Annotated in this window: 24 protein-coding genes and 2 pseudogenes; 14 read left to right on the forward strand and 12 right to left on the reverse strand. The window is 59.4% G+C overall.

The window, feature by feature from the left end:
* Positions 1-190, forward strand: a pseudogene (locus AC1DUR_RS22360) (IS481 family transposase); the annotation flags it as partial.
* A gap of 643 nt (positions 191-833) precedes the next feature.
* On the opposite strand, the gene urtD reads toward AC1DUR_RS22360, so the two are convergent.
* The 4 genes from urtD to urtA form a co-directional block, all read right to left on the reverse strand.
* Complete coding sequence (urtD, locus tag AC1DUR_RS22365) at positions 834-1,715, reverse strand: urea ABC transporter ATP-binding protein UrtD (protein ID WP_477720665.1); 882 nt, start codon at positions 1,713-1,715, stop codon at positions 834-836.
* Positions 1,712-2,845 (reverse strand): urea ABC transporter permease subunit UrtC, encoded by a 1,134-nt coding sequence (gene urtC, locus AC1DUR_RS22370; RefSeq protein WP_477720666.1) that lies wholly within the window; start codon positions 2,843-2,845, stop codon positions 1,712-1,714. The genes urtD and urtC overlap by 4 nt, the downstream gene beginning before the upstream one ends.
* Positions 2,842-4,362, reverse strand: coding sequence for an urea ABC transporter permease subunit UrtB (gene urtB / locus AC1DUR_RS22375; RefSeq protein WP_477720714.1), 1,521 nt, complete (start codon positions 4,360-4,362; stop codon positions 2,842-2,844). The genes urtC and urtB overlap by 4 nt, the downstream gene beginning before the upstream one ends.
* Positions 4,363-4,648: 286 nt before the next feature.
* Positions 4,649-5,926: an urea ABC transporter substrate-binding protein gene (gene urtA / locus AC1DUR_RS22380; protein ID WP_477720667.1), complete on the reverse strand. Its 1,278-nt coding sequence runs from the start codon at positions 5,924-5,926 to the stop codon at positions 4,649-4,651.
* A 664-nt stretch (positions 5,927-6,590) separates the two neighbouring features.
* Between urtA and AC1DUR_RS22385 the strand changes: the two genes are divergently transcribed.
* The 5 genes from AC1DUR_RS22385 to AC1DUR_RS22405 all read left to right on the forward strand — a co-directional run bounded on the left by AC1DUR_RS22385 (position 6,591) and on the right by AC1DUR_RS22405 (position 9,802).
* On the forward strand, positions 6,591-6,965 hold the full coding sequence (locus tag AC1DUR_RS22385; RefSeq protein ID WP_477720668.1) for a cupin domain-containing protein: 375 nt from the start codon (positions 6,591-6,593) through the stop codon (positions 6,963-6,965).
* Between the two features lie 169 nt (positions 6,966-7,134).
* Entirely contained in the window at positions 7,135-7,998 is an 864-nt protein-coding gene (locus AC1DUR_RS22390; protein ID WP_477720669.1) for an alpha/beta fold hydrolase, read from the forward strand.
* A 106-nt stretch (positions 7,999-8,104) separates the two neighbouring features.
* The gene (locus AC1DUR_RS22395; protein WP_477720715.1) at positions 8,105-8,524 is read left to right on the forward strand and encodes a DUF1801 domain-containing protein; all 420 of its coding nucleotides are present in this window, start codon (positions 8,105-8,107) and stop codon (positions 8,522-8,524) included.
* Between the two features lie 38 nt (positions 8,525-8,562).
* Positions 8,563-8,727: a transposase gene (locus AC1DUR_RS22400; protein WP_477720670.1), complete on the forward strand. Its 165-nt coding sequence runs from the start codon at positions 8,563-8,565 to the stop codon at positions 8,725-8,727.
* Between the two features lie 139 nt (positions 8,728-8,866).
* Positions 8,867-9,802 carry a hypothetical protein gene (locus tag AC1DUR_RS22405; RefSeq protein WP_477720671.1) on the forward strand — a complete coding sequence of 312 codons (936 nt, stop codon included), beginning with the start codon at positions 8,867-8,869 and terminating at the stop codon, positions 9,800-9,802.
* 124 nt (positions 9,803-9,926) lie between these two features.
* Here the strand turns inward: AC1DUR_RS22405 and AC1DUR_RS22410 are convergent, their stop codons facing one another.
* Together AC1DUR_RS22410 and AC1DUR_RS22415 are read right to left on the reverse strand one after the other, a co-directional pair.
* Positions 9,927-10,283, reverse strand: coding sequence for a hypothetical protein (locus AC1DUR_RS22410; RefSeq protein WP_477720672.1), 357 nt, complete (start codon positions 10,281-10,283; stop codon positions 9,927-9,929).
* A gap of 322 nt (positions 10,284-10,605) precedes the next feature.
* Positions 10,606-10,758, reverse strand: a complete 153-nt coding sequence (locus tag AC1DUR_RS22415; RefSeq protein WP_477720673.1) for a hypothetical protein — start codon at positions 10,756-10,758, stop codon at positions 10,606-10,608.
* Here AC1DUR_RS22415 and AC1DUR_RS22420 point away from each other — a divergent pair.
* The gene (locus tag AC1DUR_RS22420) at positions 10,745-11,512 is read left to right on the forward strand and encodes a sulfurtransferase (RefSeq protein WP_477720674.1); all 768 of its coding nucleotides are present in this window, start codon (positions 10,745-10,747) and stop codon (positions 11,510-11,512) included. The genes AC1DUR_RS22415 and AC1DUR_RS22420 overlap by 14 nt on opposite strands.
* 44 nt (positions 11,513-11,556) lie before the next feature.
* Here AC1DUR_RS22420 and AC1DUR_RS22425 read toward each other — a convergent pair whose 3' ends face one another.
* Positions 11,557-12,261, reverse strand: coding sequence for a glutathione binding-like protein (locus AC1DUR_RS22425; protein WP_477720675.1), 705 nt, complete (start codon positions 12,259-12,261; stop codon positions 11,557-11,559).
* Positions 12,262-12,376: 115 nt separating this feature from the next.
* On the opposite strand from AC1DUR_RS22425, the gene AC1DUR_RS22430 reads away from it, so the two are divergent.
* The 3 genes from AC1DUR_RS22430 (at position 12,377) to AC1DUR_RS22440 (ending at position 14,685) form a co-directional block, all read left to right on the forward strand.
* Positions 12,377-12,622 (forward strand): SlyX family protein, encoded by a 246-nt coding sequence (locus AC1DUR_RS22430; protein WP_477720676.1) that lies wholly within the window; start codon positions 12,377-12,379, stop codon positions 12,620-12,622.
* A 121-nt stretch (positions 12,623-12,743) separates the two neighbouring features.
* On the forward strand, positions 12,744-13,472 hold the full coding sequence (locus AC1DUR_RS22435; RefSeq protein ID WP_477720677.1) for an aldolase: 729 nt from the start codon (positions 12,744-12,746) through the stop codon (positions 13,470-13,472).
* A gap of 226 nt (positions 13,473-13,698) precedes the next feature.
* Complete coding sequence (locus tag AC1DUR_RS22440; RefSeq protein WP_477720678.1) at positions 13,699-14,685, forward strand: response regulator; 987 nt, start codon at positions 13,699-13,701, stop codon at positions 14,683-14,685.
* A 39-nt stretch (positions 14,686-14,724) separates the two neighbouring features.
* On the opposite strand, the gene AC1DUR_RS22445 is transcribed toward AC1DUR_RS22440, so the two are convergent.
* The 4 genes and pseudogenes from AC1DUR_RS22445 to AC1DUR_RS22460 form a co-directional block, all read right to left on the reverse strand.
* Complete coding sequence (locus AC1DUR_RS22445; protein ID WP_477720679.1) at positions 14,725-15,510, reverse strand: DUF899 domain-containing protein; 786 nt, start codon at positions 15,508-15,510, stop codon at positions 14,725-14,727.
* 46 nt (positions 15,511-15,556) lie between these two features.
* The gene (locus tag AC1DUR_RS22450; protein ID WP_477720680.1) at positions 15,557-15,934 is read right to left on the reverse strand and encodes a VOC family protein; all 378 of its coding nucleotides are present in this window, start codon (positions 15,932-15,934) and stop codon (positions 15,557-15,559) included.
* A 24-nt stretch (positions 15,935-15,958) separates the two neighbouring features.
* Positions 15,959-16,291: pseudogene (locus AC1DUR_RS22455) on the reverse strand (SRPBCC family protein); the annotation flags it as partial.
* Between the two features lie 8 nt (positions 16,292-16,299).
* Positions 16,300-16,809 (reverse strand): ArsR/SmtB family transcription factor, encoded by a 510-nt coding sequence (locus tag AC1DUR_RS22460; protein ID WP_477720681.1) that lies wholly within the window; start codon positions 16,807-16,809, stop codon positions 16,300-16,302.
* Positions 16,810-16,940: 131 nt separating this feature from the next.
* Between AC1DUR_RS22460 and AC1DUR_RS22465 the strand changes: the two genes are divergently transcribed.
* Both AC1DUR_RS22465 and AC1DUR_RS22470 read left to right on the forward strand, forming a co-directional pair.
* Positions 16,941-18,035 carry an endonuclease/exonuclease/phosphatase family protein gene (locus AC1DUR_RS22465; protein ID WP_477720682.1) on the forward strand — a complete coding sequence of 365 codons (1,095 nt, stop codon included), beginning with the start codon at positions 16,941-16,943 and terminating at the stop codon, positions 18,033-18,035.
* A 344-nt stretch (positions 18,036-18,379) separates the two neighbouring features.
* Positions 18,380-18,805 (forward strand): EF-hand domain-containing protein, encoded by a 426-nt coding sequence (locus tag AC1DUR_RS22470; RefSeq protein WP_477720683.1) that lies wholly within the window; start codon positions 18,380-18,382, stop codon positions 18,803-18,805.
* A 56-nt stretch (positions 18,806-18,861) separates the two neighbouring features.
* Here AC1DUR_RS22470 and AC1DUR_RS22475 read toward each other — a convergent pair whose 3' ends face one another.
* Positions 18,862-19,824, reverse strand: coding sequence for a rhodanese-like domain-containing protein (locus AC1DUR_RS22475; RefSeq protein WP_477720684.1), 963 nt, complete (start codon positions 19,822-19,824; stop codon positions 18,862-18,864).
* Positions 19,825-20,074: 250 nt separating this feature from the next.
* On the opposite strand from AC1DUR_RS22475, the gene AC1DUR_RS22480 reads away from it, so the two are divergent.
* Positions 20,075-22,468, forward strand: coding sequence for an ATP-dependent DNA helicase (locus AC1DUR_RS22480; RefSeq protein ID WP_477720685.1), 2,394 nt, complete (start codon positions 20,075-20,077; stop codon positions 22,466-22,468).
* A 266-nt stretch (positions 22,469-22,734) separates the two neighbouring features.
* Entirely contained in the window at positions 22,735-24,090 is a 1,356-nt protein-coding gene (locus tag AC1DUR_RS22485; protein ID WP_477720686.1) for a hypothetical protein, read from the forward strand.
* Positions 24,091-24,241 lie beyond the last annotated feature (151 nt).

The raw sequence follows: 24,241 nt of genomic DNA on the forward strand, positions 1-24,241 counted from the left end.
CATCGTGCGGGTCGTGGGCTGGAATGGTGCTGTCGCGTTTCAGGGTGTCAAGCTCAGGGTCTCCACTGCGCTGCACCGACTGCCCATCGCGTTCAGGGCAGATCCCCGGGCCGATGGTTGCTTCGATGCTTTCTTCTGCCATCATCACTTCATGCGCATCAACATGAACACCATCCTCGATTCCAACTAACCGGGCAAAGTGTTTCCTATGTCTCCGAACACCTGTTTCCCATGTCTCCTGTCCATACACTTCGCCAAAGAAACCTAAGGAAAAGAAAGGCGACCCGCAGTCTGGGTCCCTTCGCTGCGCTACGGGCAACCTGTGCTGCTCGACTCCGGCGGGGGTCCGCAGAACTCGCCTTCGGCTCAAACAACTGCGGCCCTGATCCCGCCTCCATCTGCGCTGCTCGGCCCAGCCACACGGGTGAGGGGCGGATAGCAATACCGAATGCCCAAAGAAAATACCAAGACAAACAATGACACGCCACGGCGTGTCATTGTGATCTTCGGACTTCGGACTCCGGTATTTGGGCTTTCCTCTCAAACCCCCTTCTGTCTGCGCCGAGGAGCGCAGGGCCAGGCGGATCAGGGATCGCGATTGTCTGAGCGCAGCGAGTTGAGCGAGACCCCGCCTGGACCGAGCACCGCAGGCTGCCCGCAGCGCAGCGGAGGGACGCAGACAGCAGGGTCGCCTTTTCTTTGGTGACTTTCTTTTGGCGAAGCAAAAGAAAGTTACTAGCTGCCGGGCTACCCCCGGCCTCGTCGTGAAAGCACGCGGCGACCGCATCATCAGGGCTTCAACAGACTCAGCCTGAACGGATGAAAAGAACACCTCACCGCCCAAGATACACCTCAATCACCCGCTCATCCGCCTGCACCTGATCCAGCGTCCCCTGCGCCAGCACCGCCCCATCACACAGCACCGTCACAATTTCCGAAATGGTCTTGATGAAGCTCATGTCATGCTCCACCACCATCAGCGAATGCTTGCCCTTGAGCGACAGAAACAGCTCGGCCGTGCGCGCGGTTTCCTCGTCTGTCATGCCTGCCACCGGCTCGTCCAGCAGCAGCAACTTGGGGTCCTGCATCAGCAGCATGCCGATTTCCAGCCACTGTTTTTGTCCGTGGCTCAGGTTGCCCGCCATGCGGTTCACGCTGTCGGCCAAATGAATCGTCACCAGTGTTTCGGCCAACTGGTCGCTTTGCGCCGAGTCGAGCCTGAAAAACATGGAGGACTTCACGCCCTTGTTGGTCTTCAGGGCCAGCTCCAGGTTTTCAAACACGGTGAGTTGTTCAAACACCGTGGGCTTCTGGAACTTTCGGCCAATGCCCATCTGAGCAATTTCGGCTTCCTTGTGGCGCAGCAAATCAATCGTGCTGCCAAAGAAAACCGTGCCTTCATCGGGCCGGGTCTTGCCGGTGATGATGTCCATCATGGTCGTCTTGCCGGCGCCGTTGGGGCCGATGATGCAGCGCAGCTCGCCCGGGGCAATGTCCAATGACAGCTTGTTGATGGCCTTGAAGCCGTCGAAGCTGACGCTCACATCTTCCAGGTAGAGGATGCGGCCGTGGGTGGTGTCAACTTCGCCGGACTCAACTATGCGGCCCGTGCTGGCGTTGCGCCCTCCCGATTCCGTGTTGTTTTTTCCGGCCGCCAGCAGCGCCAGGTGCTCTTCAACGCGGCGTGCGCCTTGCTCAAGCAGGTCGGGGGTCATTGCGCGCTTCCCTTACGCAATTTCTTGACCAGCCCCACCACGCCCTGGGGCAGGAACAGCGTCACGCCAATAAACAAGGCGCCCAGAAAGTACAGCCAGAACTCCGGATACGCCACGGTGAGCCAGCTCTTGGCGCCGTTGACGATGAAGGCGCCCACAATCGGCCCGATCAGGCTGGCGCGCCCGCCCACCGCCGCCCAGATGGCAATTTCAATCGAGTTGGCCGGGCTCATTTCGCCGGGGTTGATGATGCCGACCTGCGGCACGTATAGCGCACCCGCCACACCGCACATGATGGCAGAAATCACCCAGATGGTGAGCTTGTAGCCCAGCGGGTTGTAGCCGGAGAACATGACGCGCGTTTCGGCATCGCGTATGGCCTGCAGCACGCGGCCAAACTTGCTGCCGACCAGCCATTTGGAAAACAGGAAGAAGCCCAGCAAGGTCAGGCCCGTCAGCACGAACAGCACCATGCGCATGGAGGGCGTGGCGAGCGGGATGTGCAGAATCCGCTTGAAGTCGGTGAAACCATTGTTGCCGCCAAAGCCGGTTTCATTGCGAAAGAACAGCAGCATGGCCGCAAAGGTCATGGCCTGCGTGATGATGGAAAAGTAAACACCCTTGATGCGCGAGCGGAAGGCAAAGTAGCCGAACACAAAGGCCACCAGGCCCGGCACCGCCACAATCAAAATCAGCGTGGCAATAAAGCTGTCGCTGAAGGTCCAGTGCCAGGGCAGCGCCTTCCAGTCGAGAAAGACCATGAAGTCGGGCAAGTCGCTTTTGTAGTTGCCGTCGCGGCCAATCTGGCGCATGAGGTACATGCCCATGGCGTAGCCGCCCAATGCAAAGAACACGCCGTGGCCCAGCGACAAAATGCCGGTGTAGCCCCAGATCAGGTCCATGGCCAGCGCACAGATGGCGTAGCACATGATCTTGCCCAGCAGCGCCACGGCATAGGTGCTCATGTGGAACATGCTGCCCTGCGGCACCCACAGGTTCAGCACCGGCGCCACCGCGCAGACGGCGATGAGCGCAATCATGAAAGCGCTCCAGCCGGCGCGGGTAAGCAAGGGGCCTTTGGCCGGAAGGTGCACGATGGTGGGCATGGGGATGGGCATTTTCATGTTCATGCCTCTGCCGAGCGGCCCTTCATCGCAAAGATGCCCTGCGGCCGCTTCTGGATGAAGATGATGATGAACACCAGCACGGCAATCTTGGCCAGCACCGCGCCCGTCCAGCCTTCGAGGAATTTGTTCAGGATGCCCAGGCCCATCGCGGCATACACCGTGCCGGCCAGCTGGCCCACGCCACCCAGCACCACCACCATGAACGAGTCCACGATGTAGCCCTGCCCCAGGTCCGGCCCCACATTGCCGACCTGGCTCAGCGCGCAGCCCGCCAGCCCGGCAATGCCCGAGCCCAGCGCAAACGCGTAGGTGTCCACGCGTGCCGTGTTCACGCCCATGCACGAGGCAATGGGCCGGTTTTGCGTGACGCCGCGCACAAACAGGCCCAGCCGCGTCCTGCTGATCAGCCAGGCCATGCCCAGCAGCACGGCAATGGCAAAGCCGATGATGACCAGCCGGTTGTAGGGCAGCGAGAGATTGCCCAGCACCTGCACGCCGCCGCTCATCCATACCGGGTTTTCGACGCCGACGTTTTGCGCGCCGAAGATGGAGCGCACCAGCTGCTGCAGCATCAGGCTGATACCCCAGGTGGCCAGCAGTGTCTCGAGCGGGCGGCCATACAGGAAGCGGATCACGCTGCGCTCCAGCGCCGCGCCCATCAGCGCCGACGCCAGGAAGGCCACCGGCACGGCGGCCAGCAGGTACCAGTCAAACGCGCCGGGCAAATACTTCTGGAAGAGGCCCTGCACCACGTAGGTGGCGTAGGCGCCAATCATCATCAGCTCACCGTGCGCCATGTTGATGACGCCCATCAGGCCGTAGGTGATCGCCAGGCCCAGCGCCACCAGCAGCAAGATGCTGCCCAGGCTGATGCCGCTGAAGATGGCGCCCAGCTTGTCGCCCCAGGCCAGCGAAGCCTCCACCTTGGCCAGAGCGGCCCGCAGCGCCACCTTGACGTCGGCATCTTCCTCGCTGCCCAGGCGTTCGATCAATACGGTCTTGGTGTTGGGGTTGTTGCTGGTGGCGAGTTGCGTGGCCGCTTCCAGGCGCTTGGCCTTGTCGCTGCTGCCCAGCAGGATGGCGGCGCGCACCAGCTCCAGCTGGCTTTTCAGCGCCGGCACGGTTTCGGCCGCATAGGCTTTTTCAATCAGCGGCAGGCGGGCTTCGTCGCTGCCGCCCGAGAGGGTCTTGATGGCATCGCGGCGCACCTTCTCTTCTTTGGAGAACAGCTTCAGCGCAGCCAGTGCCGTGTCCAGCTCGCCACGCATCATGTTGTTGTTGATGACGTCTTCAGCATCGGCCGGCAAGGTCAGCTCGGCGCCCGTCACCGGATCTAAAGCCTTGTCGTCCTTGACCACAAACACCTTGTCGCCCGCGGTTTTGACGGCATCGTCGGCCATGGCCTGGATGAAGGCGGCAGTTTTCGCATCCGCATTGGCTGCGGCCTTGTTCAAGGCCTCGACCCGCGCCTCGGTCTCGCCCAGCGCCATGGCCCTGGCCTCCTCGCCCGTCAGGGCCATGGCCTGGCCGGCGAATGAAAAAACCGCGACCAGCAGAAGCTGCGGGAGGCGTCGGTAAAAGAAAAGTCGTCTGTAGATGTGCATGAAAGAACCTGTAGGCTGGGCTCGGCAAGGACCCAGGCTGCAACTCCCTTGGGTGATGAAACGACTGGCACCACTACGGCGCAAGAAGCGGGCCAAGAATCACATACCCTTGACCTTCGTGGGTCTGCAGCTGAAAAGCCGCACCTATTTCTTGCGAACCAGGTGCGGCTTGCGTTACAGGCCCGCGTGGGCTGCGGTGCGCTTACTTCGAAGCGACCTTGGCCGGCTCGTCTGGCTTCTTGTCGTTGCCTTCGATGTACGGGCTCCATGGCTTGGCCTTCACCGGGCCAGGCGTCTTCCACACCACATTGAACTGGCCGTCGGCCTTGATCTCACCGATGAAGACCGACTTGTGCAGGTGGTGGTTTTTCTCATCCATCTTCGACACGATGCCCGACGGTGCCTTGAAGGTCTGGCCAGCCATGGCGGCAATAACCTTGTCGGTGTCGGTGGACTTGGCTTTCTCGACAGCCTGCTTCCACATGTTGATGCCGATGTAGGTAGCTTCCATCGGGTCATTGGTCAGAGGCTTGTCTTTGTGGCCGGCAATGCCCTTGGCCTTGGCGTAGTCAGACCACTTCTTGATGAACTCGGTGTTGGCCGGGCTCTTGATCGACTGGAAGTAGTTCCAGGCAGCCAGGTGGCCGACCAGCGGCTTCGTGTCCACGCCGCGCAGTTCTTCTTCACCCACCGAGAAGGCGACCACAGGCACGTCCTTGGCCTTCAGGCCGGCATTGCCCAGCTCTTTGTAGAAAGGCACGTTGGAGTCACCGTTGATGGTGGACACCACGGCCGTCTTGCCGCCGGCAGAGAATTTCTTCACGTCAGCCACGATGGTCTGGTAGTCAGAGTGGCCAAACGGGGTGTACTTCTCGTCGATGTCAGTGTCCTTCACGCCCTTGCTCTTCAGGTAGGCGCGCAAAATCTTGTTGGTGGTGCGTGGGTACACATAGTCGGTACCCAGCAGAACCCAGCGCTTGGCGCCGCCACCGGCCTTGCTCATCAGGTAGTCCACCGCAGGAATGGCCTGCTGGTTAGGCGCCGCGCCCGTGTAGAACACGTTCTTGGAGAGTTCTTCACCTTCGTACTGCACGGGGTAGAACAGCAGACCGTTCATTTCCTCAACGACGGGCAGCACCGACTTGCGGGACACCGACGTCCAGCAGCCGAAAATCACCGAAACCTTGTCCTGGCCCAGCAACTGCTTGGTTTTTTCAGCAAACAGCGGCCAGTTGGAAGCCGGATCCACAATCACGGGCTCAAGCTTCTTGCCCATCACGCCACCTTTGGCATTGATCTCGTCAATCGCCATCAGCACAGTGTCTTTCAACACGGTCTCGGAAATGGCCATGGTGCCCGACAGGCTGTGCAGAATGCCAACCTTGATCGTGCCCGTGGTCTGGGCATGTGCTGACAGGGCAGAAAGGCCCGTCAGCGCGACGGCAGCGGTAAGCGCCTTGAGGGTAAATCGACGTTGCATGAGTGCTTCTCCGGTAGGGTGGTAAATCGCGTTTCGCAGCGCTCAAGCCCGGAAACTCGGGCTTTTACGCAGCGATGAATGGATTCTGGGGACCGGAGGGGGATTGGGATATACGCCGGGTGGCGTATGTTGCAGGCAGGTGAAGAAGTGGTTTGAGGCTGGTTGAACGCCACTTGGGCCAGTCCGCTAACCTAGAGATAAAGATATTGTTGGAGGCGAGCAATGACCACCTTGGACCGAGGCAAGCCGTCCAAACACTTTGGCCGATGACAACCACTCATCCTCAATTCCGAGGATAGCCAGACCGTCACAGTTAATTAAGAATGGATGTCTTGGTGCCGTAATTGACGACGGCGACTTTCTCAAATCCAATATACCTGTGCAAATACGCAGTTGACCGAGTTAACTAAATGATTAAAAACAGGGTTTTTGAGTTTTCAGCGCCATGTTATCCGGCAGGGCGCCGTGTTATTCCGCAGTTTTGCGGGATATATCAAAGTTAGGCGTCATCAGCGCACCCTACGACGTCGATTGCTTCTATTACTCGTTTCCGCTACAAAGAGATCCCAGTCGCTGTTCTGCTGCGAAGGAAGCAACCAACTTTTCCACCAGTGCAACGTGACGGTGGGCAGAAAAACGCTGAGAAACTTGCCAAGGAGAGAAAATGATCACCGGAAGCATAGTGGTAGTAAACCCCTCTGAGATGGAATGGACTGAAAGGCTAATGGAGCAAATCGGAAGACCGTTTCATGTCAAAAACCTACTCAACGAACCTGAAACCGGGATGAGTGTGACGCTATTGCGGTATCCGGCTGGACTGATAAACCCTCATCACAGACACCCTTGCGGTCACGGAATGTACGTCCTTGAGGGCAAGCTTGTAACTCACCGGGGTGAATTTGGTCCGGGAACATTCGTTTGGTTTCCAGAGGGTGAAGCAATGGAGCATGGCGCATCTCCAGACGGAGACATGACAGCGCTGTTCGTTACGAACAAGTCGTTTCGCATTGACTACATAACAGATCAAAGTCCAGGCTAATAGCCACACCCCTCACAAGAGGCCGCGCCGAGAGTGATCCTATTGAGCCGCCACTCAAATGACGCCTAACCCCATCAATCGACACGGACCCACAGCAGCAGGAGGCGGCTTCGCCGCATGTGTTGGTGGTCCGGTCATCTTTACGTTGGGCCGCAAGAGAAGGAGACCTATGAAGATTGTCGGCGCGGCAATCCTGCTACTTGGTGTAGCTCTGTCATCTGGCTGCGGCAGTCGTAGTCTCGCCAGTGGCGTCGTCAAGCAGCCTGTTCAGACCGGCTATGCTCCCGTCAACGGCCTGCGAATTTACTTTGAGATTCACGGCATTGCCAACCCGGCGCGACCGCCACTCGTGCTGCTACATGGCGGCGGCGACACAATCAAGACCTCTTTCGGTCACATCCTGCCGGAGCTTGCGCGTGACCGGCAGATCATTGCGTTCGAGCAGCAGGGCTACGGGCACACGGCGGACATTGCTGACCGTCCGTTCAGCTTCGAGCAGTCGGCGGACGACACTGCCGCGTTGTTGGACTACCTGCACATCGAAAAAGCCGATCTCTTCGGTTTCAGCAATGGCGGCACGATCGCGTTGCAGGTGGCGATCCGGCATCCGAAAGTCGTGCACAAGCTCGTATTGGCATCGGCCTTGTCCAGGCGCGATGGCGCCTATCCTTGGCTTTGGAAGGCGATGGCCAAGGCCAAGCTGGAGAACATGCCGAAGGAATTGCAGGAGGAGTATCTCAAGGTCGCGCCGCACCCCGAGAACCTGCGAATGTTTCACGACAAGGCCGCCCAGCGCGTGCGCGACTTCAAGGACATCCCGGCTGACGCCATCCGCGGCATCACCGCGCCGGCGCTCGTTATCGTCGGCGACGCCGACGTCATACGCCCCGAACACGCCGTGGAGATGTTCCGGGCCCTTCCGCAGGCGCAGCTTGCCGTGCTCCCCGGCACCGATCACATGAAGGTGACGGCGCGCACCGAGTGGCTGGTGCCGACGATCAGCGCGTTTCTGGACGCACCGGCGGCGAAGTAACAGTAGCCCCGGCCTTGCCTCATTGTTTTCCAATTTGCGGCCCAACAATGCGCTCCAGCCGACGGTCTTGCAAATGAAATATATCTGGAACTTCCAGGATGAAAACATGAAAAAGTCGGACGCGAGCCAAGACCAGTCGGCATCGGAGCTCATCTCGAAAAGAATCGCCGAACTCGGGGACTGGCGCGGGGAAACCCTCGGCAGAATGCGCAAGCTCATCCAGGAAGCAGACCCGGACGTTGTCGAGGAGTGGCAGTGGATGGGCACTCCGGTTTGGTCGCACGACGGCATCATCTGCACTGGCGAATCCTACAAGGATAAAGTGAAGCTCACCTTCGCCAAGGGCGCGTCTCTGAAGGATCCGGCCCGTCTCTTCAACTCGAGCCTCGACGGAAACGTACGCCGCGCGATCGACATCCACGAAGGAAAAGCAGTTGACGAGTCCGCCTTCAAGGCGCTCGTTCGCCAAGCAGTCGCCCTCAACAGTTCTGGCAAGTCGAAACCTTCGAAGAAAGCGAAGGCCTAAGGGATTCTCTGGACTACCTGGTTGATCATGTACTCGATTTGGGTGCCCTGCATGTCCGCTACAACAACGACGCCACCGGCGCGCCCGCTTATGACCCGGCCGTCCTCCTCGAGATAGTCCTGCTGGCCTACAACCGGGCCCTCGTCTCCAGCCGCAGCATCAAATGCCTCTTGGGAGTGGCCGTTCTCGGGAAGCCCGGTTAGCTACTCCAGCCTCAATTATTCGTTACGACTGCTGGACGTGTATGTCATACGATGTGTCGCACATCGCGAGGCTGCTTTCAAGATATTGCATCAAGTTGTCGAAGGACTTCTTTTGGGTCGTATGCTGCCGGTGACCTCCATGAGACGAATGACCCTTGCCAGTTTTTTTCAGCTTGTCACCACCAACTCTTTGATGGGCCGGATTGCAGCGTGGAAGCGGACACTAATCACGGGAGGAATTAGCGGTCTCTTGCCGAAGCGCCAAGAGATCAGCCGCAGTCGAGGATCAAGGTATATTGCGCTCAATATAAAAATTAAGCGGGGAGAAAATAAAGTGAGTCGGACTAAGTTCATTTGGGCGTATATCGCCGGGATGTTGGTGGCCCTGTATGGTGGAGCGCCTTGGTCCTATCTTTTTGTCTTCATGTCTGCTCATACCGGACCTGTCGAGACACCACCTCATTTCTACTTTTTTGCGTTGATCGCACCAGCTTGTCTTGTATGGGTAGCTCATGCACGGGGAGGCTCCATTGGGCGACCTCAACTGGCTTTGTTTCCAATTGGGGCCCTTTTGTTGTCCTTCTTTGGCATCCTCTGGGATCGCTATTTAAGTGGGGCTCCAGCAGCTATGAATCGTGGAACCACAACTCCTGTAGTAACGCTGCTGTCACTTTATGGCCCAGGGTTAGTCCACGCAATATGTTTTTCAATTGGCGCGAAGCTGAGAGCGTCTACCTCTATCGAACGAAATCAACCTCTCGGAGCAATGACAAACGATGAGCCCGATTCAGCGGAGAAAGGTGAGCCCCCAGTATTGGCAATGGCTTTCGTGAACTGCGTGGCGATTCTTCCGTTGGCTCTTCTATTTCGATTGGGCGCAAGTAATGGCCAAACGATAATTTTTTGTGCAGTGATCGTGCTTTTCATAGCTGTTTTCACAGCGGCAGGAATGGCTGCTGCAAAAGGAAAATTTAGACACTCAGCTGTAGCCATTGCTGGAATGGCCTGGCCTAGTTTTGTTGTTGCCTTCATTGCCTTGAATTACATACTCCGCGCAATGGGCGGCAAGATCTAGGCGGACGTTTTGGCCGCTGACAGTCTGGAGTAGACCTTCGACCCCGGATGCTCGACCGGTCGGTCTTTGTGGAAGACACCGAGCTAGCCCATGAGGCCGGCCAAGTGAGCGCATGAATTCAGCCCTAGCCGTCCTTGTCCTCATCTTCCTCATCATCCGACTCATCCACCGCCAGGTCATGCACGTCGGCCACGGCGGCGTCAAAGTCGGAGTCGACATCGGACGAGGACTCGTCGTCGTCTTCTTCCCCTTCAATATGGTCGGGCAGAATGTCGGCGTCCGACGGGTCCATGCCTGCGCCCGCCGACGCGCGCTCGCCGGTGCCCACGGCGTCGCTGTCGCTGGACATTTCGTCGTCGCCGTAGGCGCCCTGGGCATCACTGCCGCTGTCGGAGTTGTCGCTGGGGCCAAGTGCGTTGGTGTCTTTTCCCCGGACATGTTCGGGAGCGTGCAGGCCGCCGAAAATACTGCTGGTTGCCATGTTGGTCCTTCGTAAGAGAAATCACTCTATGCCTTCTTGGGATTCAAGGCAAATCAGGGCAATGAAATTACTCTGCAAATGGCCTTGGCAGCGCCGCTTGATTTAATCGGAGATTCCCGCTAGTCACTCTCAAAACGATAGCTTCTCTCGCAGATATTCACTGGGTCCATAGCCCACGCCATCAACAGTCTGGGGTCTTGCCGCACGGGCGCGGGTTCGCCCGGCCGTGACGTGAGAAAATCTATCCCTTCATTGCAATCCACTGGCTTGGGCATCGCCTGAATCCTGGCCTCTAAAAATACGCACGCGCTTTGCCCTTCTTTCACGTCGCCTCGCCACGCTGGCAACAGCTCATCACGCCAGCCTGGCTCGCCAGGCTGATGGCGGGCGCCAGCGTGAGCGCCGCACCGGCGAACAACTGGCGTTTGTTGGAGGTCGATTGCGGGGCGCCCAGCGCATTCTTGAAAAGCCACATACCCGGCGCCGCCTACCTGGACACCCTCTGCCTGGAAGAAGGACCGTTCTGGAACAAGGTGCCTGACTCGGCCTTGCTGCAATTGTTGTTGGGCCTGGGTATTCGTCATGACACGACGGTGATTCTGTACGGCCGAAACACAACGGCCGCGGCGCGTGCCGCTCACCTGATGCTCTATGCGGGCGTCAGGGACGTGCGCCTGCTGGACGGCGGTTTTGACGCCTGGGTGCGCGCGGCGCTGCCTTGTGCAGAAGGCGCGCCGCAGCGCCACCCGCCCGCAGCCAGCTTTGGCGCGGCCTTTCCGGGGTGTCCGCATTACCTGATCAACACGCACCAGGCGAAGTCGCTTTTATCGCAGCCTGACGGCGCGCTGGCCAGCATCCGTACGTGGGATGAGTTCACCGGCAAGACCTCTGGCTACAGCTACATCAAAGCCAAGGGCGACATTGCAGGGGCACGCTGGGGCCGCGCTGGCAATGGCGCTGATGTGAACAACATGAGCGCCTTTCAACGGCCGGACGGCACCATGCGGCCTGCCGGCGATATCTGCCAGTTCTGGGCAGAAGAAGGCATACACCCCGGCCTGCAAACAGCGTTTTACTGCGGCACGGGCTGGCGCGCATCAGTGGCGTTTTACTATGCCTGGCTGATGGGCTGGGAGCGCATCAGCGTGTACGACGGCGGCTGGTTCGAGTGGAGTCATGGACTCGGCCACGAAACGGTGACCCAACCAGGTCTTTGTGCGCAAGCCTGACGAACGACAACCGTTCGCCAGCTATCGACCAAGCCGCGCAGCCGTCAACCCCGTTTCGGTATCCCCAGGCCTTTGACAACCGCCGGCCGCGCCACAAATGCCGCGAGCACCCGCTTCACATTCGGGAAGCTGTCAAACCGCACCAGTTCACCCGCCTCGTAAAACCCGACGAGGTTGCGCACCCAGGGGAAGGTGGCGATGTCGGCGATGGTGTAGGCGTCGCCCATGATCCAGGTGCGGCCCTCCAGCCGCTGCTCCAGTACGCCGAGCAGGCGTTTTGACTCGGCGACGTAGCGGTCACGCGGGCGTTTGTCTTCGTAGTCTTTGCCGGCGAACTTGTGAAAGAAACCGATTTGCCCAAACATGGGCCCGATGCCGCCCATCTGGAACATCAGCCACTGAATCGTCTCGTAGCGGGCAGCGGCGTCTTGCGGCATGAACTGGCCGGACTTGTCGGCCAGGTACAGCAATATGGCGCCGGATTCGAACAATGCCAGCGGTTTGCCGCCGGGGCCGTTCGGGTCGAGGATGGCGGGAATCTTGTTGTTGGGACTCAATGACAGAAATTCTGGCGACATCTGGTCATGGGCTTCAAAGCTGACGAGATGAGGCTCATACGGCAGGCCGGTTTCCTCAAGCATGATCGATGCCTTGACGCCATTGGGCGTGGGCAAGGAGTAAAGCTGGATCCGGTCAGGATGTTGGGCGGGCCATTTCTGGGTGATGGGGAAGGCAGAGAGTTGGGTCATGATGGAGCAGCATTGTCTTGCCAGAAACACGAGCGCGGGTTTGGCACACCCCGTAGCCCGAGCAACCGGAATGGGTATTTAAACGTCACTTCCCCAGTTCATGTCCAATAAGCCCATGGAACAACCGAACACCACCGCGAACACCACCGCCAACACAACCGACCAGCGCCTGACCGATCTGGAGATCAAGGCCTCGTTTACCGAAGACCTGATGGATCAGCTCGACAAGGTCATCGTGCGCCAGCAGCAGCAAATTGATGCCCTGATACACGAGATTGCCGAACTCAAGCAGCAGCCCGTGCGCGACGGCGATGTTGTGGTGGGCCGCAGCCTGCGCGACGAGCTGCCACCGCACTTCTGACGCCCTGCCCCGATGCGCCGGCCGCCGCCGCGCTATAAAGACGGGTCATCCGTTTGAATTCAAATTCATTTGAATTAATTGAATTCATTTGAGTTCGTTTGAATTACAGAAAGACCCGCTCATGCCCCACGCCGATTCACACCAGAAAGATTTTGAGGCGGCATACCAGCTGCGCAGCGACCTCGCCCTGGCCTTGCGCGCCGCCGCGCGGCATGGGCTGGCCGAAGGTGTCTGCAATCACTTCAGCGTGGAGTTGCCGGACGGCTCGGACCGCTTTTTGCTGAACCCGCGCGGCCTGCTCTGGAGCGAGATCGGCGCGGACGATATCGTGATGATTGATGTGGAGGGCAACAAGCTGGCGGGCCGGCATGAGGTGGAGCCCACGGCCATGTTCATCCACGGCGCCATTCACGGCCATGCCCGCAAGGCCTGCGTGCTGCACACCCACATGCCTTACGCCACGGCCCTGACGCTGACGTCCGACCGCGGACTGGACACCACGCTGTCGCAAAACGCGATGCGCTTTCACGGCCGGGTAGCCATTGATGCGAATTACAACGGCCTGGCGCTGGACGCTACCGAGGGCCTGCGCATTGCCAAGGCGATGCAGGGGGCGGACGTGGTATTTCTGGGCAACCATGGCGTGGTCGTTTGCGGCGCGCGCATGGACCACGCGTACGACGACCTGTATTACCTGGAGCGGGCCTGCATGGTGCAGGTGCTGGCACAGTCCACCGGCAGGCCCCTTGTGCCGGTCGATGCGGAGATTGTCGAGCGCGTGGCCGGGGACACCATGGGCGAGCGTTTGCAGTCCGAGCTTTTCTTTGAAGCGCTTCGTCGCACGCTTTGATTGAGGCCGGGGCGTTTTTTGTTTTCGTTTGTGTATTTGGTTTTGGTTTTGGCATTTGTTGTTTTGGCGTGCGCTCAAGGCAAGCTGGTAGGCGATCATTGACGCCTTTAGCCAAAAGTTCTACGCTGTCATCCTGGCGCGCGAGGGATCGAGGCGAAATAAGCTGCCAGCACTTGCGGTCGCCGCAGAAAGACACCACCTAGCATGGTCACTGGAAAAGGCTTCCGTGCATCCTGACCTTCCGCAATCCGCAGGGCCGGTCAATCAAGGGCTTGAGCCCATCGTGACGCATGCCCTGCAGCGCTTTCGCGCCCTGCTGCCGGGGGAGGTCGAGCTTGCGGTTGAAATGGCTCATGAACATCCCCAGGTGCGCGCGCATGCAGACCGGCTGGAGCAGGCGCTGGTGAGTGTGTTCATCGTGGCATGGCACTCCATGGTTGGCCTGGCAACAAGAATCGTGGTGGAGATGAGCGAGGTGCTGCTGGACGACGTTGTGCTGGACCCCGACGCGGGCAAATTGCAGGGCGGGCTGCCGCCCAGGCGTTACGTACGGCTGGTTGTCAGCAACAACAGCCGGGTGACCACAGGCCCCGCCCACACGCTGATGCCGGCGCCTACGCTCGTTGACGACAGGCCCGCAAGCGCGCGCCGGCTCCCGCTGGTGGAGATCAGCAACATCATCGCCCAGCACCACGGCATGATCACCTCGTCCCCGGAGCCGGGCCGGGGAACCGCTTTTGATATTTACCTTCCCACCGCACTGCCCAGGGAAACCCCGGCAGTCGACACCTTGCACTCCGACCTCAAGCACATCGTCTATGTGGACGACTATCAAGCCATGCGGGGCCTGGTCAGCGAGGCACTGCCCGATGCCGGCTTTCGGGTCACCTGCTATGAAAGCGGCCGGGACGCCCTGCCAGCCCTTAAGGCGGATCCGTCCGGATGTGATGCGGTGGTCACCGACTACCGGTTGCAAGGCTATTCCGGTATTGAATTGCTCAAGCAAATCAAGCGGCTGCGCGCAGACCTGCCGGTGATCATTATGTCGGGCTACGTGGATGACGCGCTGAGGGCCAGCGCTCTCGAGGCGGGGGCGGCCCTGGTGATGAGCAAGACCCATGACCTCAGCGAGTTGTGTATCGCCCTGCGCGAACTGTTCGGCGATTCACCGCACCCCGATCTGGTCACCTATTCCGGCTGGTCGAAACTCTGAGCGGCGTACGGGGACTTCAGCGGGGCGGATGCTTGGGTCTCATATGGCGCCGGCCTCCGCATGGCAGCAACTGGAGGCAGCCTGCGCGGCCGGCTTGGGCGCCCCTTCATAGTTGTCATATTTGTCGTGGTGGCGCACCCACGCCATGGTGAAAGGCAAGCTGTCTTCATTGCGACCCTGGGGGGTGAGGTCTATCCAGCTGTAGGTTCCCAGCAGCAGCTCGAGGCCGCGCGCGTAGGTGGAGTAGGTGTGAAAGATGTTGCTCTGGTCGTCTTTGCAAAACACGCTGGCGCCCGGCAGTTCGTCAAATCCTTCCGTCATGCGGTAGTTGTAATACACCTTGCCCCGGGCCAGCTCCTCATTGGTGAAGGAGACGTGGTAGTCGCGATTGAAGTCGCTCGCGTATGACGACAGCCACTTGAAGCGCCAGCCCATGCGCAGCCTGAAGGCGGCCAGGTCGGCCAGCGGCGCATGCGACACGACAGCCACGGTGATGTCGCGCTGCGCTATGTGCGTCAACACGCCGTCCAGATGGTCGGCCAGCAACGAACAGCTGGGGCAGCCTTCCTTCCAGCCCGGGCCGAACATGAAGTGGTAAATGATCAGCTGGCTGCGCCCTTCAAACAGGTCGGCCAGGGTCTGCCTGCCCTGGGGGCCCTCAAACACGTAGGGCTTGTCGACCTTCACCCACGGCAACCTGCGCCGCTCGGCGTTCAGCAGATCGCGCTGGGCGGTGAACTCCTTTTCCCGGGCAAGCAGGTGCTGCCGGGCTGCGACCCATTCTTCGGGCGACACGATGGCGTGGATGGCGGGATTTGCGTTCACGGGTGCACTCCTTGAAAGTTGGGCCGGACGTGAAAAGGCCGGCGGGTCAGCGATTGACGATGTGAAGGATGTTGCCGTCCGGGTCCTTGAACCAGGCGCCCTTGAAGGTGCCGGCAACATGGGCATCGCCCTGCCGCGTCAACCCGGGCAGGTCGTAGTGTTCAAACACCACGCCCTTGGCCTTCAGTGCCCGCATGACGCTGTCGAACTCGTCGCCCACACTCCAGGTAGCCGACGTAGCCTGATTGGTACCGGCATAGAGTGAGGCATACACAATCACGGCAGCGCCGCCGCTCTGGTAGACGAGCACGCCTTTTTCCGAACTCTCCAGGGGCTGAAGGCCCAGCGTGCCTCCGTAGAACTTGCGGGCCACGTCGATGTCCTTGACAGCAATGGTGGCCATGGCGTTTCTGTTTGCGAGCATGATGATCTCCTGTGGATTGGCATATCAGGTGAAAAGAAGGTCGAGTTTGGCGAAGGCCCCCGTCCAGCCCTGGTTGTGGCTATCGCGCGCGGCCTGGTCGTAGAACATTTCGTGCACAAACGTGAGTTCGCAACCGCCGTCCCAGGGCCGCAGCATCACAGTGACCTGCGACACCCGCTCGGGCGTGCTCTTCCAGGCCCAGCTGAAGACCAGCTTCTCGGAGGGCACCACTACCTGGTACACGCCGCTCACGTCATGCACCTCGCCGCCGGGCGCGCCAAACCGGATGTGGTACCGGCCGCCGACGCGCACGTCGAGGTCGGCCACCGAAACCACACTTTCGGGGTCGGGCCCGAACCAGCGGGCTAATGCTTGCGGGTCGGTCCAGGCCCGCCAGACTTTTTCGGGCGAGGCCTTGTAGTGCCGGGTGAAGTTGACGGACGGCCGCTCCTGGGTGCTGCTGGCTTCACCACCTTGGCTGCCTTGACTTCCTTGGCCGCCGTCGCTGTTTTTACTGTTTTCCATGGGGGGTTTAACTCCTCTTGCTGATACAGGTAGCGGCCCAACGCATCCAGGCGATCGGACCAGAATTTCTCGTAACGGGACAGCCACATGGCGGCCTCCTGCATGGGCTCCGGCAACAGGGCCAGGTTGACGACCCGCCCGTCCTTGGCACGGGTCACCAGCCCCGCGGTTTCCAGCACGCGCAGGTGCTTCATGAACCCGGGCAGGGACATGCCATGCGGCTCTGCCAGCTGACCCACCGAAAGGCTTCCCTGCTCCAGGGTTTGCAGCACTTTGCGGCGCGTCGGGTCGGCCAGCGCGGCAAACACGGTGTTGAGTACATCGTCTACATTGTCTTGATACTTAACCATATGGATTAGTATTAGACGAGTCACGCGCCTTGTCAACCCGTCAAGGCGGAGAAATCTGTTTCTTTGTGTATTCGTCAGTGGGAAATAATGCCGACCTGCTGGCCCGCCGGCGGACATGCTGCAATTGGAGGATGCGCCACGCAGCCCCGCTGGATAAACTGCGCCTTCATCCACTCGGGGGGCGTGCCATGCTGCTGTGCAACTTCAACGTCAACAACCTGTTTGTGCGCTACAAGTTCGGTAAAACATTTCCGGGCGACCAGGGTGGCAAGAGCCAGGTAACTAGCCCCAATGTGGGCTATTTGCCGCTCTACCAGAAGGGCGCCTTCGAGGTCTTCAACGCCGAGCAGCGCAAGCTGGCAGCGCTGGCCATCACCCAGGGCAATACCGTGCTACCCGACGTGGTGTGCATACAGGAAGTGGAGAGCCTGATTGCATTGCGCGAGTTCAATGAGCGGTTCCTGGCGGCGGCTTATCCGTATGCCGTGGTGCTGGACTCGCGCGACTTGCGGCAGATTGATGTGGGCATTTTGTCGAAATACCCGCTGGACAGCATTGCCACCCATGTGGACGACACGGCCGCCGGCAAATACATCTTCAGCCGCGACTGCCTGGAGGTCCGGCTGCGCGTCAAAAAGACCGCGTTCGTCACCTTGTTCATCAACCATTTCAAGTCCAAGCTGGCGCTGGGGGCCAATGAAGAAGCCCGCAACAGGGAGCGCGCCGCAGCCAACCAGAGGCGCCAGCTCCAGGCCGAAACCGTGGCCAAGCTGTTGAAGACCCGGTTTCCCGGCGCGGCCTTCACGTCAGACTATTTCGCCGTGCTCGGTGATTTGAACGACACGCCGCTGGCACCACAGCTCTCCCGGCTCTGCCTGAAGTCGGGCCTGGTGGATGCGCTGGCCATGCTGGCGCCAGAGGAGCGGTGGACGCATTACTGGAAAGCGAAAAACAGTGTGTCGCAACTGGACCATGTGTTGCTGTCCCCCGCCCTCGCCGGCAAGCTGAAGAAGAATGGGATTTCGATCGAGCGGCGTGGCATCGGCTTTCGGGCTGAATCGAAGAAAGTCGATGGCGGCTACCTGCCCAAGCAGGTGGGGGTGGAGGCCATCGAGGACGACCCCGATGCGCTACTGATTGATTTCCAGTTTGAACGCTTCAAGGAGGTGTCCAGCCACAACGTGGCCTCGGACCACTGCGCGATCTTCCTGAAATTTGCGATCTGAGCTGCGGACCAAATGCAGGCTACTTGCAGACCTACTTGCAGACCACTTGCGCGCGGCCCAGGGGACGGCCTGCTGGAAGGCCACACTTCGGGTGCGGAGAAGGCTTCGTGGCACCATTGGGCCGCATATGGAGGTCCATGCGAGGGGTTCACGCAGGAGATGACGCGGCATGAAGCAAAGATATGTGTCCGCCGCACGCCCGAATGTAAAGCGGCGAAACACCCTGCAAGCGTACTGGCACATGGGCACCTGTTGGTGTTCAATGTTCGTCATGGCTCTACCTGAACTTGAGCAACAATATTTCAAAACACTCCAAAACATTCCAAACATTCAGCAGCCAACCCATGACCCTTAAGACCCTCAAGACCCTTAACGCCAAGCCCTTTACTGCAAAACAGATCTCGCGGAGGATGTCTTCGCGCGTCGCTTCTGCATCTCACAGGTCCTGGCTTTATGCCACCGCCATGATGCTGACGCTGACCGCTGCTGGCGCGCTGCTGGCCATGCGCGCGCAAGCCCAGACGCCCGAGCCCGACGCCGCGGCCCCTGCGCAGGCGGCACCCAGCCCGGCGGCGCCCAAATACGCAGCCAAGGACATGGCGATGGCATTCAGCTACATGGATGCCAACAAGGATGGCAAGGTCAGCCGCGACGAAGCGGCCGGTTTTCGCGGCGTGGCGAGACACTTTGACGAAGCCGACACCAACCGCGACGGATTTCTTTCACGCGAGGAATTTGAAAGCGCATTGAACGGCAGAAAGCCCCAGTAAAGTCCTGCCCGCTCCCGTTCAAGGTATTACGGTTTCAAGCATTGCGGTTTCAGGCACTACGGTTTCACCACCTCGGCGGGCTCAAGCCCGCTGGGGTACTCCAGTGGAAATCCCGCTGCTTCCCAGGCATCGATGCCGCCGTGAAGCGGGCGGACATTGCTGAAGCCCGCAGCCATCAGGCGCTTGGCGACCTGGGCGGCAGACGCATCGTTGGGACAGGCGCAGTACACCACCACATGCGCGTCGTGCGGCAGATCGAGCGAGGCCATCTTGCGATCCAGGTCCGACCAGACCAGCGCACCGGGAATGATGCCGCCGCCGGCACGGCTCAGCTCCGTGCGTACATCCAGGATCACAGTGGGCTTGTTGTCCTGTGTCCACTGCTGCAACTGATGGGGTGAAATACGGGCCATGCGCAGTTGACGGTACAGGCGCTGGCGTTGCCACCATTTGTGCGCCAGAAACAGGCCGAAGCAGAGCAGCACCACCACCACCCCGATGCGACCCAGTTGCTCGAAGACCAGCAACACATCCGCCACCGCATCGTGGAACACCAGGCCGATGGCCAGGCCGCCGCTGGCGTACAGAACGGAGCCAATCGCATCAAAGAAAATGAAGCGGCCAAAAGGCACGCCGGTTCTGCCGGCCAACGCCGTCGCCAGCGAGGCAAAGCCCGGAATGAACTTGGCCAGGATCAGCGATTTGGCACCCCAGCGCGTGAAGATCGACTCGGTCTGCCGCACGCAGGAGTCGGGTGAGAGGGAAATGCGGCACAGGGTTTTCAGCACACGGCCGCCATAGTGGTGGCCGGCCCAGCACCACACGCTGTCGGCAATCAGGCAGGCCAGCACGGCCGTGAAAAGCAGGCCCCCTGCCGAGTACTGGCCGGTAAAGCTCAGTGCGCCCGTCAGGATCAGCACCGGGTAGGCCGGAATGGGCAGACCGAGCTGTTCCAGCCCGATATTCAGGAAGACGGCGGCCAGGCCGTATTGCTCCAGCCACAGGATAATCTGGTTCATAAATTCAATGCTGTCCGGTTGCGGGTTGGAGGTGGCAACGCAGGTCACACCGCCGGGCCCATAGGAACCCATGAGGGCCCATAAGGCTCCATAGGCAGACTGTAGACGGCCTGGGTGCGCGGGTAAATGGCGGGTGCGCTAATGCAGTGTTACCCGCGCCTGAACAGTCACCGCCCGTGACTGTACTACCATGGCTACCATGGGCCTTCCCCTCTGAAATGATACAACCCACCGCCCAAGCGAGCCCCGATTGAAATACCTTGTAGCCGTCAGGGCCCTGTGCGCGTTCACGGCCAAGCACGGTGACCTCGACCTGCGCTTTACGCCGTCGCCTTCCGCGCAGGAAGGCATGGCCGGCCATGCGCTGGTGGCATCGCGGCGCGGTGAGTCCTACCAGGCGGAAGTGAGCCTGCAAGGCGACTACAAGACCCTGACAGTGCGCGGCCGGGCTGACGGCTATGACCCGGTGCTCAACCAGCTCGAAGAAGTGAAAACCTTTCGCGGCGACCTGCATGCGATGGCCGAAAACCGCCGGCAGCTGCACTGGGCGCAGCTGAAGATTTACGGCTGGCTGCTGTGCGCTGAAAAAAACCTCTCCGACATCAACCTGACGCTGGTCTACTTTGACGTTGCCAGCCTGCAGGAAACACCGCTCACCGAGCAATTTTCGGCCGCCTCGCTGAAACAGTATTTTGAAGCGCAATGCGAGCGCTTCCTGGCCTGGGCCAACCAGGAACTGGCGCACCGTGAAGCGCGTGATGCGGCCCTGAAGGCCCTGGAGTTTCCGCACCCCGACTTTCGGCCCGGGCAACGCGCGCTGGCCGGGGCCGTGTACAAAACAGCCCAGGCCGGCACCTGCCTGATGGCGCAGGCTCCCACCGGCATCGGCAAGACCATGGGCACGGTTTTCCCGCTGCTCAAGGCGGTCCCGGGGCAGCAACTCGACAAGCTGTTTTTTCTGGCGGCCAAGACCCCGGGCCGCAAACTCGCGCTGGATGCGCTGGAACGCATCCGGGCCAGCAGCGCCGACAGCGCGGGTGGGACCGGCAACCCACCAGCACAGGCCACGCCCTTGCCACGGCACCTACCGCTGCGCGTGCTGGAACTGGTGGCACGCGACAAGGCCTGCGAGCACCCCGACAAGGCCTGTCACGGCGACTCATGCCCATTGGCCAAAGGTTTTTACGACCGCCTGCCGCAGGCGCGCAGCGCCGCGGTGGGCCATGCGGCCGCGCATGGCATGCTGGACAAGAGCGCCCTGCGCGCAGTCGCGCTGGCGCACCAGGTCTGCCCCTATTACCTGAGCCAGGAGCTGGTCACCTGGTCGGATGTGGTGGTGGGCGACTACAACTATTACTTTGACACCAGCGCGCTCCTGCATAGCCTGGCCAGCACCAACCAGTGGCGCGTGAGCGTGCTGGTGGACGAAGCGCACAACATGGTGGAGCGCGGGCGAAAAATGTACTCGGCCCTGCTGGACCAGGCCCAGCTGCAGCAGGTGCACGCCCTGGCACCCAGGGCCGTCCGGGCTTCGCTGGAGCGGCTGAACAAAAGCCTGCATGAACTGCACCAGACGCAGCTGGAGACCTATCAGGTCTACCCCGAGCTGCCCACCAGCTTTCTCAAGGTGTTGCAGCAGGCCCTCACCCACATCACGGACTTCTTGCTGGCCAACCCGACCCGGGTAGACAGCGCCTTGCAGGATTTTTACTTTGAGGCCCTGCACTTCTCCCGCATGGCCGATGCGTTTGGCGAACACTCGGTGTTTGACGTGACGCTGCGCCAGGAGACCGGCGAACAAAATGCCCTGCAGGCGGGCCCGGACACGGCCCAGCTGAACATTCGCAATGTGGTGCCGGCGCCCTTCCTGGCGCCCCGCTTTGCGGCGGCGCAGTCGGTGGCCCTGTTTTCGGCCACGCTGAGCCCGCAAAACTACTACACCGACACCCTGGGCCTGCCCGTCGGCACGGCCTGGACCGATGTGCAGTCGCCCTTCCTGGCCGAACAGCTCGCGGTCCATGCGGTCAGCGATATTTCGACCCGCTACCAGCACCGCGACGATTCGCTGTCACCCATCGTGGACCTGATGGCGCGGCAATATGAAGGCCAGCCCGGCAACTACCTGGCGTTTCTGAGCAGCTACGACTACCTGCAAAAACTGGCCGTGCTGTTCAGGCAGCGCTACCCGCATATCCCCATGTGGGAGCAGACGCGCGGCATGGAGGAAGCCGCGCGTGATGCGTTTCTGGCACGCTTCACGCCGACGTCCATGGGCATTGGTTTTGCCGTGCTGGGCGGCTCGTTTGCCGAAGGCATAGACCTGCCGGGCGACCGGCTGATAGGCGCCTTCATCGCCACGCTGGGCCTGCCGCAAGTCAACCCGGTGAACGAGCAGATCAGGGAGCGCATGGGCGCCAACTTTGGCGCCAGCCAGAGTTATGACTACACCTATCTCTACCCCGGTTTGCAAAAAGTGGTGCAGGCGGCAGGAAGGGTGATCCGCACCACCTCGGACCGCGGCGTGGTCTACCTGATGGATGACCGCTTCACCCGGCCCGAAATTCAAAGCCTGTTGCCGGCCTGGTGGAAGGTGGTGCACCTGCGCGCGCGGCGCAGCAAACGGAGCAGCCTGGCTGCGGTGTGAGCGCCCTGCGCCCCCTGCATGGAAACAACCATTCACGGAGACACGGCATGATCTAACTGATGCACAAAACATACCCAAAGCCTTCTCGCAGGCTTTGAGTATGAAAAACAGAGAATGCACAGGGTTGGAGCGTACGCGTCATCCATGGCATGGCTGATTAGAAAAAAAGAAATCCAAATAGCTATCGCCCCCTAGTCCTGCGCGATCGATATCTTCGGTAACGAAACAAGATCACAAAACGTCAAGAGAAATTCAAGGACTAAAAAGTGAGTATCGAGAATAAGACCAGCAGCAAAGCGAAGAGCAATTCCTTTGAAATGGGAAAGAAAAACCATCGCATCATTGATGACGCACTTTCGAAACTTTTTAAGCCTTCGGCGTTTGTACGACTGGAGTTAATCAAAGATCGTCTCGGCAAAGACGACAGTCTGTCGCGAAAAATTCAAGTGGATCGAAACCGAATGTGGTTTCTTTCAGATGTCGGGATGACGGCGGTCAGAACGATAGTTTCAATTATTGACTCGAGCAAGCTATTCGAAGGCCGTGCCGCGTACTCTGACATCTGGTCTGCCTGGATAACCACATTTCAAGAGTTATTGGCAAAAAATCTAATGCCGGAAAATTCTTTAGAAGCCATTCAGCTGATCAGCGACAAACTTGCCTTGAAAATTTCGTTACATACGTTTGCTGTACCTATTTTTGGCATTGAGCTGAGCGGCATCGACTCACTCGATCTTGGATCGATGAAGTTAATTAAATTAACAGCCGCCTATCTTGATGCTTCAGGAGTAAAACATGCGCACACTGATGTCGGCAAGTCGATTGATGCAACTGAATCCAGATTTTGGTTAGTTGGATCAGCAGTTGGCACTGAGCGGATGGCCAGGCAGAATTTTCGCCATCAAGCAGAACTTGCGGTGGGTATGCTCGCAATATCCGCGGCGTCAACTTATGTCAACGGGGCAACGGCATTCCGCATTGGAATCGTTATGTCCCCTGAACAAGGACACGATGGGAGGGCCATTTGGTTTTCATGGAACGAAAACGAAATGGAATTGAGAACGACATACAGCTTTCAAAGCTCCCAACTTTTCAAGATAGACCAAGCTTTGGTAGAAGAGTTTTCCACCGCAAATGTCTTTGATCAAGCATTTGCGATTTTTGAGAACACCAACAGGAGCGAATTGGAAGACGCAATCGTCAAGTGCGTTTATTGGTACTCCGAGGCACAACGAGATTCCGTTCATGTGATGAAGCTGATCAAGTATTGGAGTTGTGTCGAGGTCTTCTTTTCCTTGGGGAAGGAAGATATCACGAAGTCGGTATCCGCTGGTCTCACAAGCGTACTTGTCTATGGGAGCTTTCGATTTATTCCGCAGTCCGAGTACGCCTCAATCAAAAAACGAATAAAGGCGCTGTATGACTTGCGGTCAGACGCGGTTCACTCAGCGTGGTATTCGCACGTGTCTGAACGCGATGTATCCGACCTAAGCCAATGGGTTTCATGGTTGCTAATCAATATGATCGCGTTTGTTGGCGCCGGTTACAAAACGCGCGCGCAAGTCAAAGATGAGTGCAACAGACTGGATCAGCTCGAAAATAATGATGCTGTCGCTTCTTAAAGCACAACATGAATAGCGTCTGTACCTTATTGCAGACTCATGGTGCTACGCGAGACGCTCAAACGGTAGAGGGCGGACTATTGCGCCCCTGACGGCCTGCAGGCCTATCGCCGGTAAGGAATGTCTGACGCGCGTGCAGTGGCGCCGTGCA

The organism is Polaromonas sp. P4_F4 (assembly GCF_056401355.1).

What these genes read in the sequence shown, in the direction of transcription:
- AC1DUR_RS22465 (WP_477720682.1), top strand. Translation starts at nt 16,941, where the DNA reads ATGCGCCACGCAGCCCCGCTGGATAAACTGCGCCTTCATCCACTCGGG.
- AC1DUR_RS22395 (WP_477720715.1), top strand. Translation starts at nt 8,105, where the DNA reads ATGAAAAAGTCGGACGCGAGCCAAGACCAGTCGGCATCGGAGCTCATC.
- AC1DUR_RS22430 (WP_477720676.1), top strand. Translation starts at nt 12,377, where the DNA reads ATGGAACAACCGAACACCACCGCGAACACCACCGCCAACACAACCGAC.
- AC1DUR_RS22405 (WP_477720671.1), top strand. Translation starts at nt 8,867, where the DNA reads ATGAGACGAATGACCCTTGCCAGTTTTTTTCAGCTTGTCACCACCAAC.
- AC1DUR_RS22425 (WP_477720675.1), bottom strand. Translation starts at nt 12,261, where the DNA reads ATGACCCAACTCTCTGCCTTCCCCATCACCCAGAAATGGCCCGCCCAA.
- AC1DUR_RS22385 (WP_477720668.1), top strand. Translation starts at nt 6,591, where the DNA reads ATGATCACCGGAAGCATAGTGGTAGTAAACCCCTCTGAGATGGAATGG.
- AC1DUR_RS22450 (WP_477720680.1), bottom strand. Translation starts at nt 15,934, where the DNA reads ATGCTCGCAAACAGAAACGCCATGGCCACCATTGCTGTCAAGGACATC.
- urtB (WP_477720714.1), bottom strand. Translation starts at nt 4,362, where the DNA reads ATGGCCCTGACGGGCGAGGAGGCCAGGGCCATGGCGCTGGGCGAGACC.
- AC1DUR_RS22390 (WP_477720669.1), top strand. Translation starts at nt 7,135, where the DNA reads ATGAAGATTGTCGGCGCGGCAATCCTGCTACTTGGTGTAGCTCTGTCA.
- AC1DUR_RS22415 (WP_477720673.1), bottom strand. Translation starts at nt 10,758, where the DNA reads ATGTGGCTTTTCAAGAATGCGCTGGGCGCCCCGCAATCGACCTCCAAC.
- AC1DUR_RS22470 (WP_477720683.1), top strand. Translation starts at nt 18,380, where the DNA reads ATGACCCTTAAGACCCTCAAGACCCTTAACGCCAAGCCCTTTACTGCA.
- urtA (WP_477720667.1), bottom strand. Translation starts at nt 5,926, where the DNA reads ATGCAACGTCGATTTACCCTCAAGGCGCTTACCGCTGCCGTCGCGCTG.
- AC1DUR_RS22410 (WP_477720672.1), bottom strand. Translation starts at nt 10,283, where the DNA reads ATGGCAACCAGCAGTATTTTCGGCGGCCTGCACGCTCCCGAACATGTC.
- AC1DUR_RS22475 (WP_477720684.1), bottom strand. Translation starts at nt 19,824, where the DNA reads ATGAACCAGATTATCCTGTGGCTGGAGCAATACGGCCTGGCCGCCGTC.
- AC1DUR_RS22460 (WP_477720681.1), bottom strand. Translation starts at nt 16,809, where the DNA reads ATGGTTAAGTATCAAGACAATGTAGACGATGTACTCAACACCGTGTTT.
- urtC (WP_477720666.1), bottom strand. Translation starts at nt 2,845, where the DNA reads ATGAACATGAAAATGCCCATCCCCATGCCCACCATCGTGCACCTTCCG.
- AC1DUR_RS22435 (WP_477720677.1), top strand. Translation starts at nt 12,744, where the DNA reads ATGCCCCACGCCGATTCACACCAGAAAGATTTTGAGGCGGCATACCAG.
- urtD (WP_477720665.1), bottom strand. Translation starts at nt 1,715, where the DNA reads ATGACCCCCGACCTGCTTGAGCAAGGCGCACGCCGCGTTGAAGAGCAC.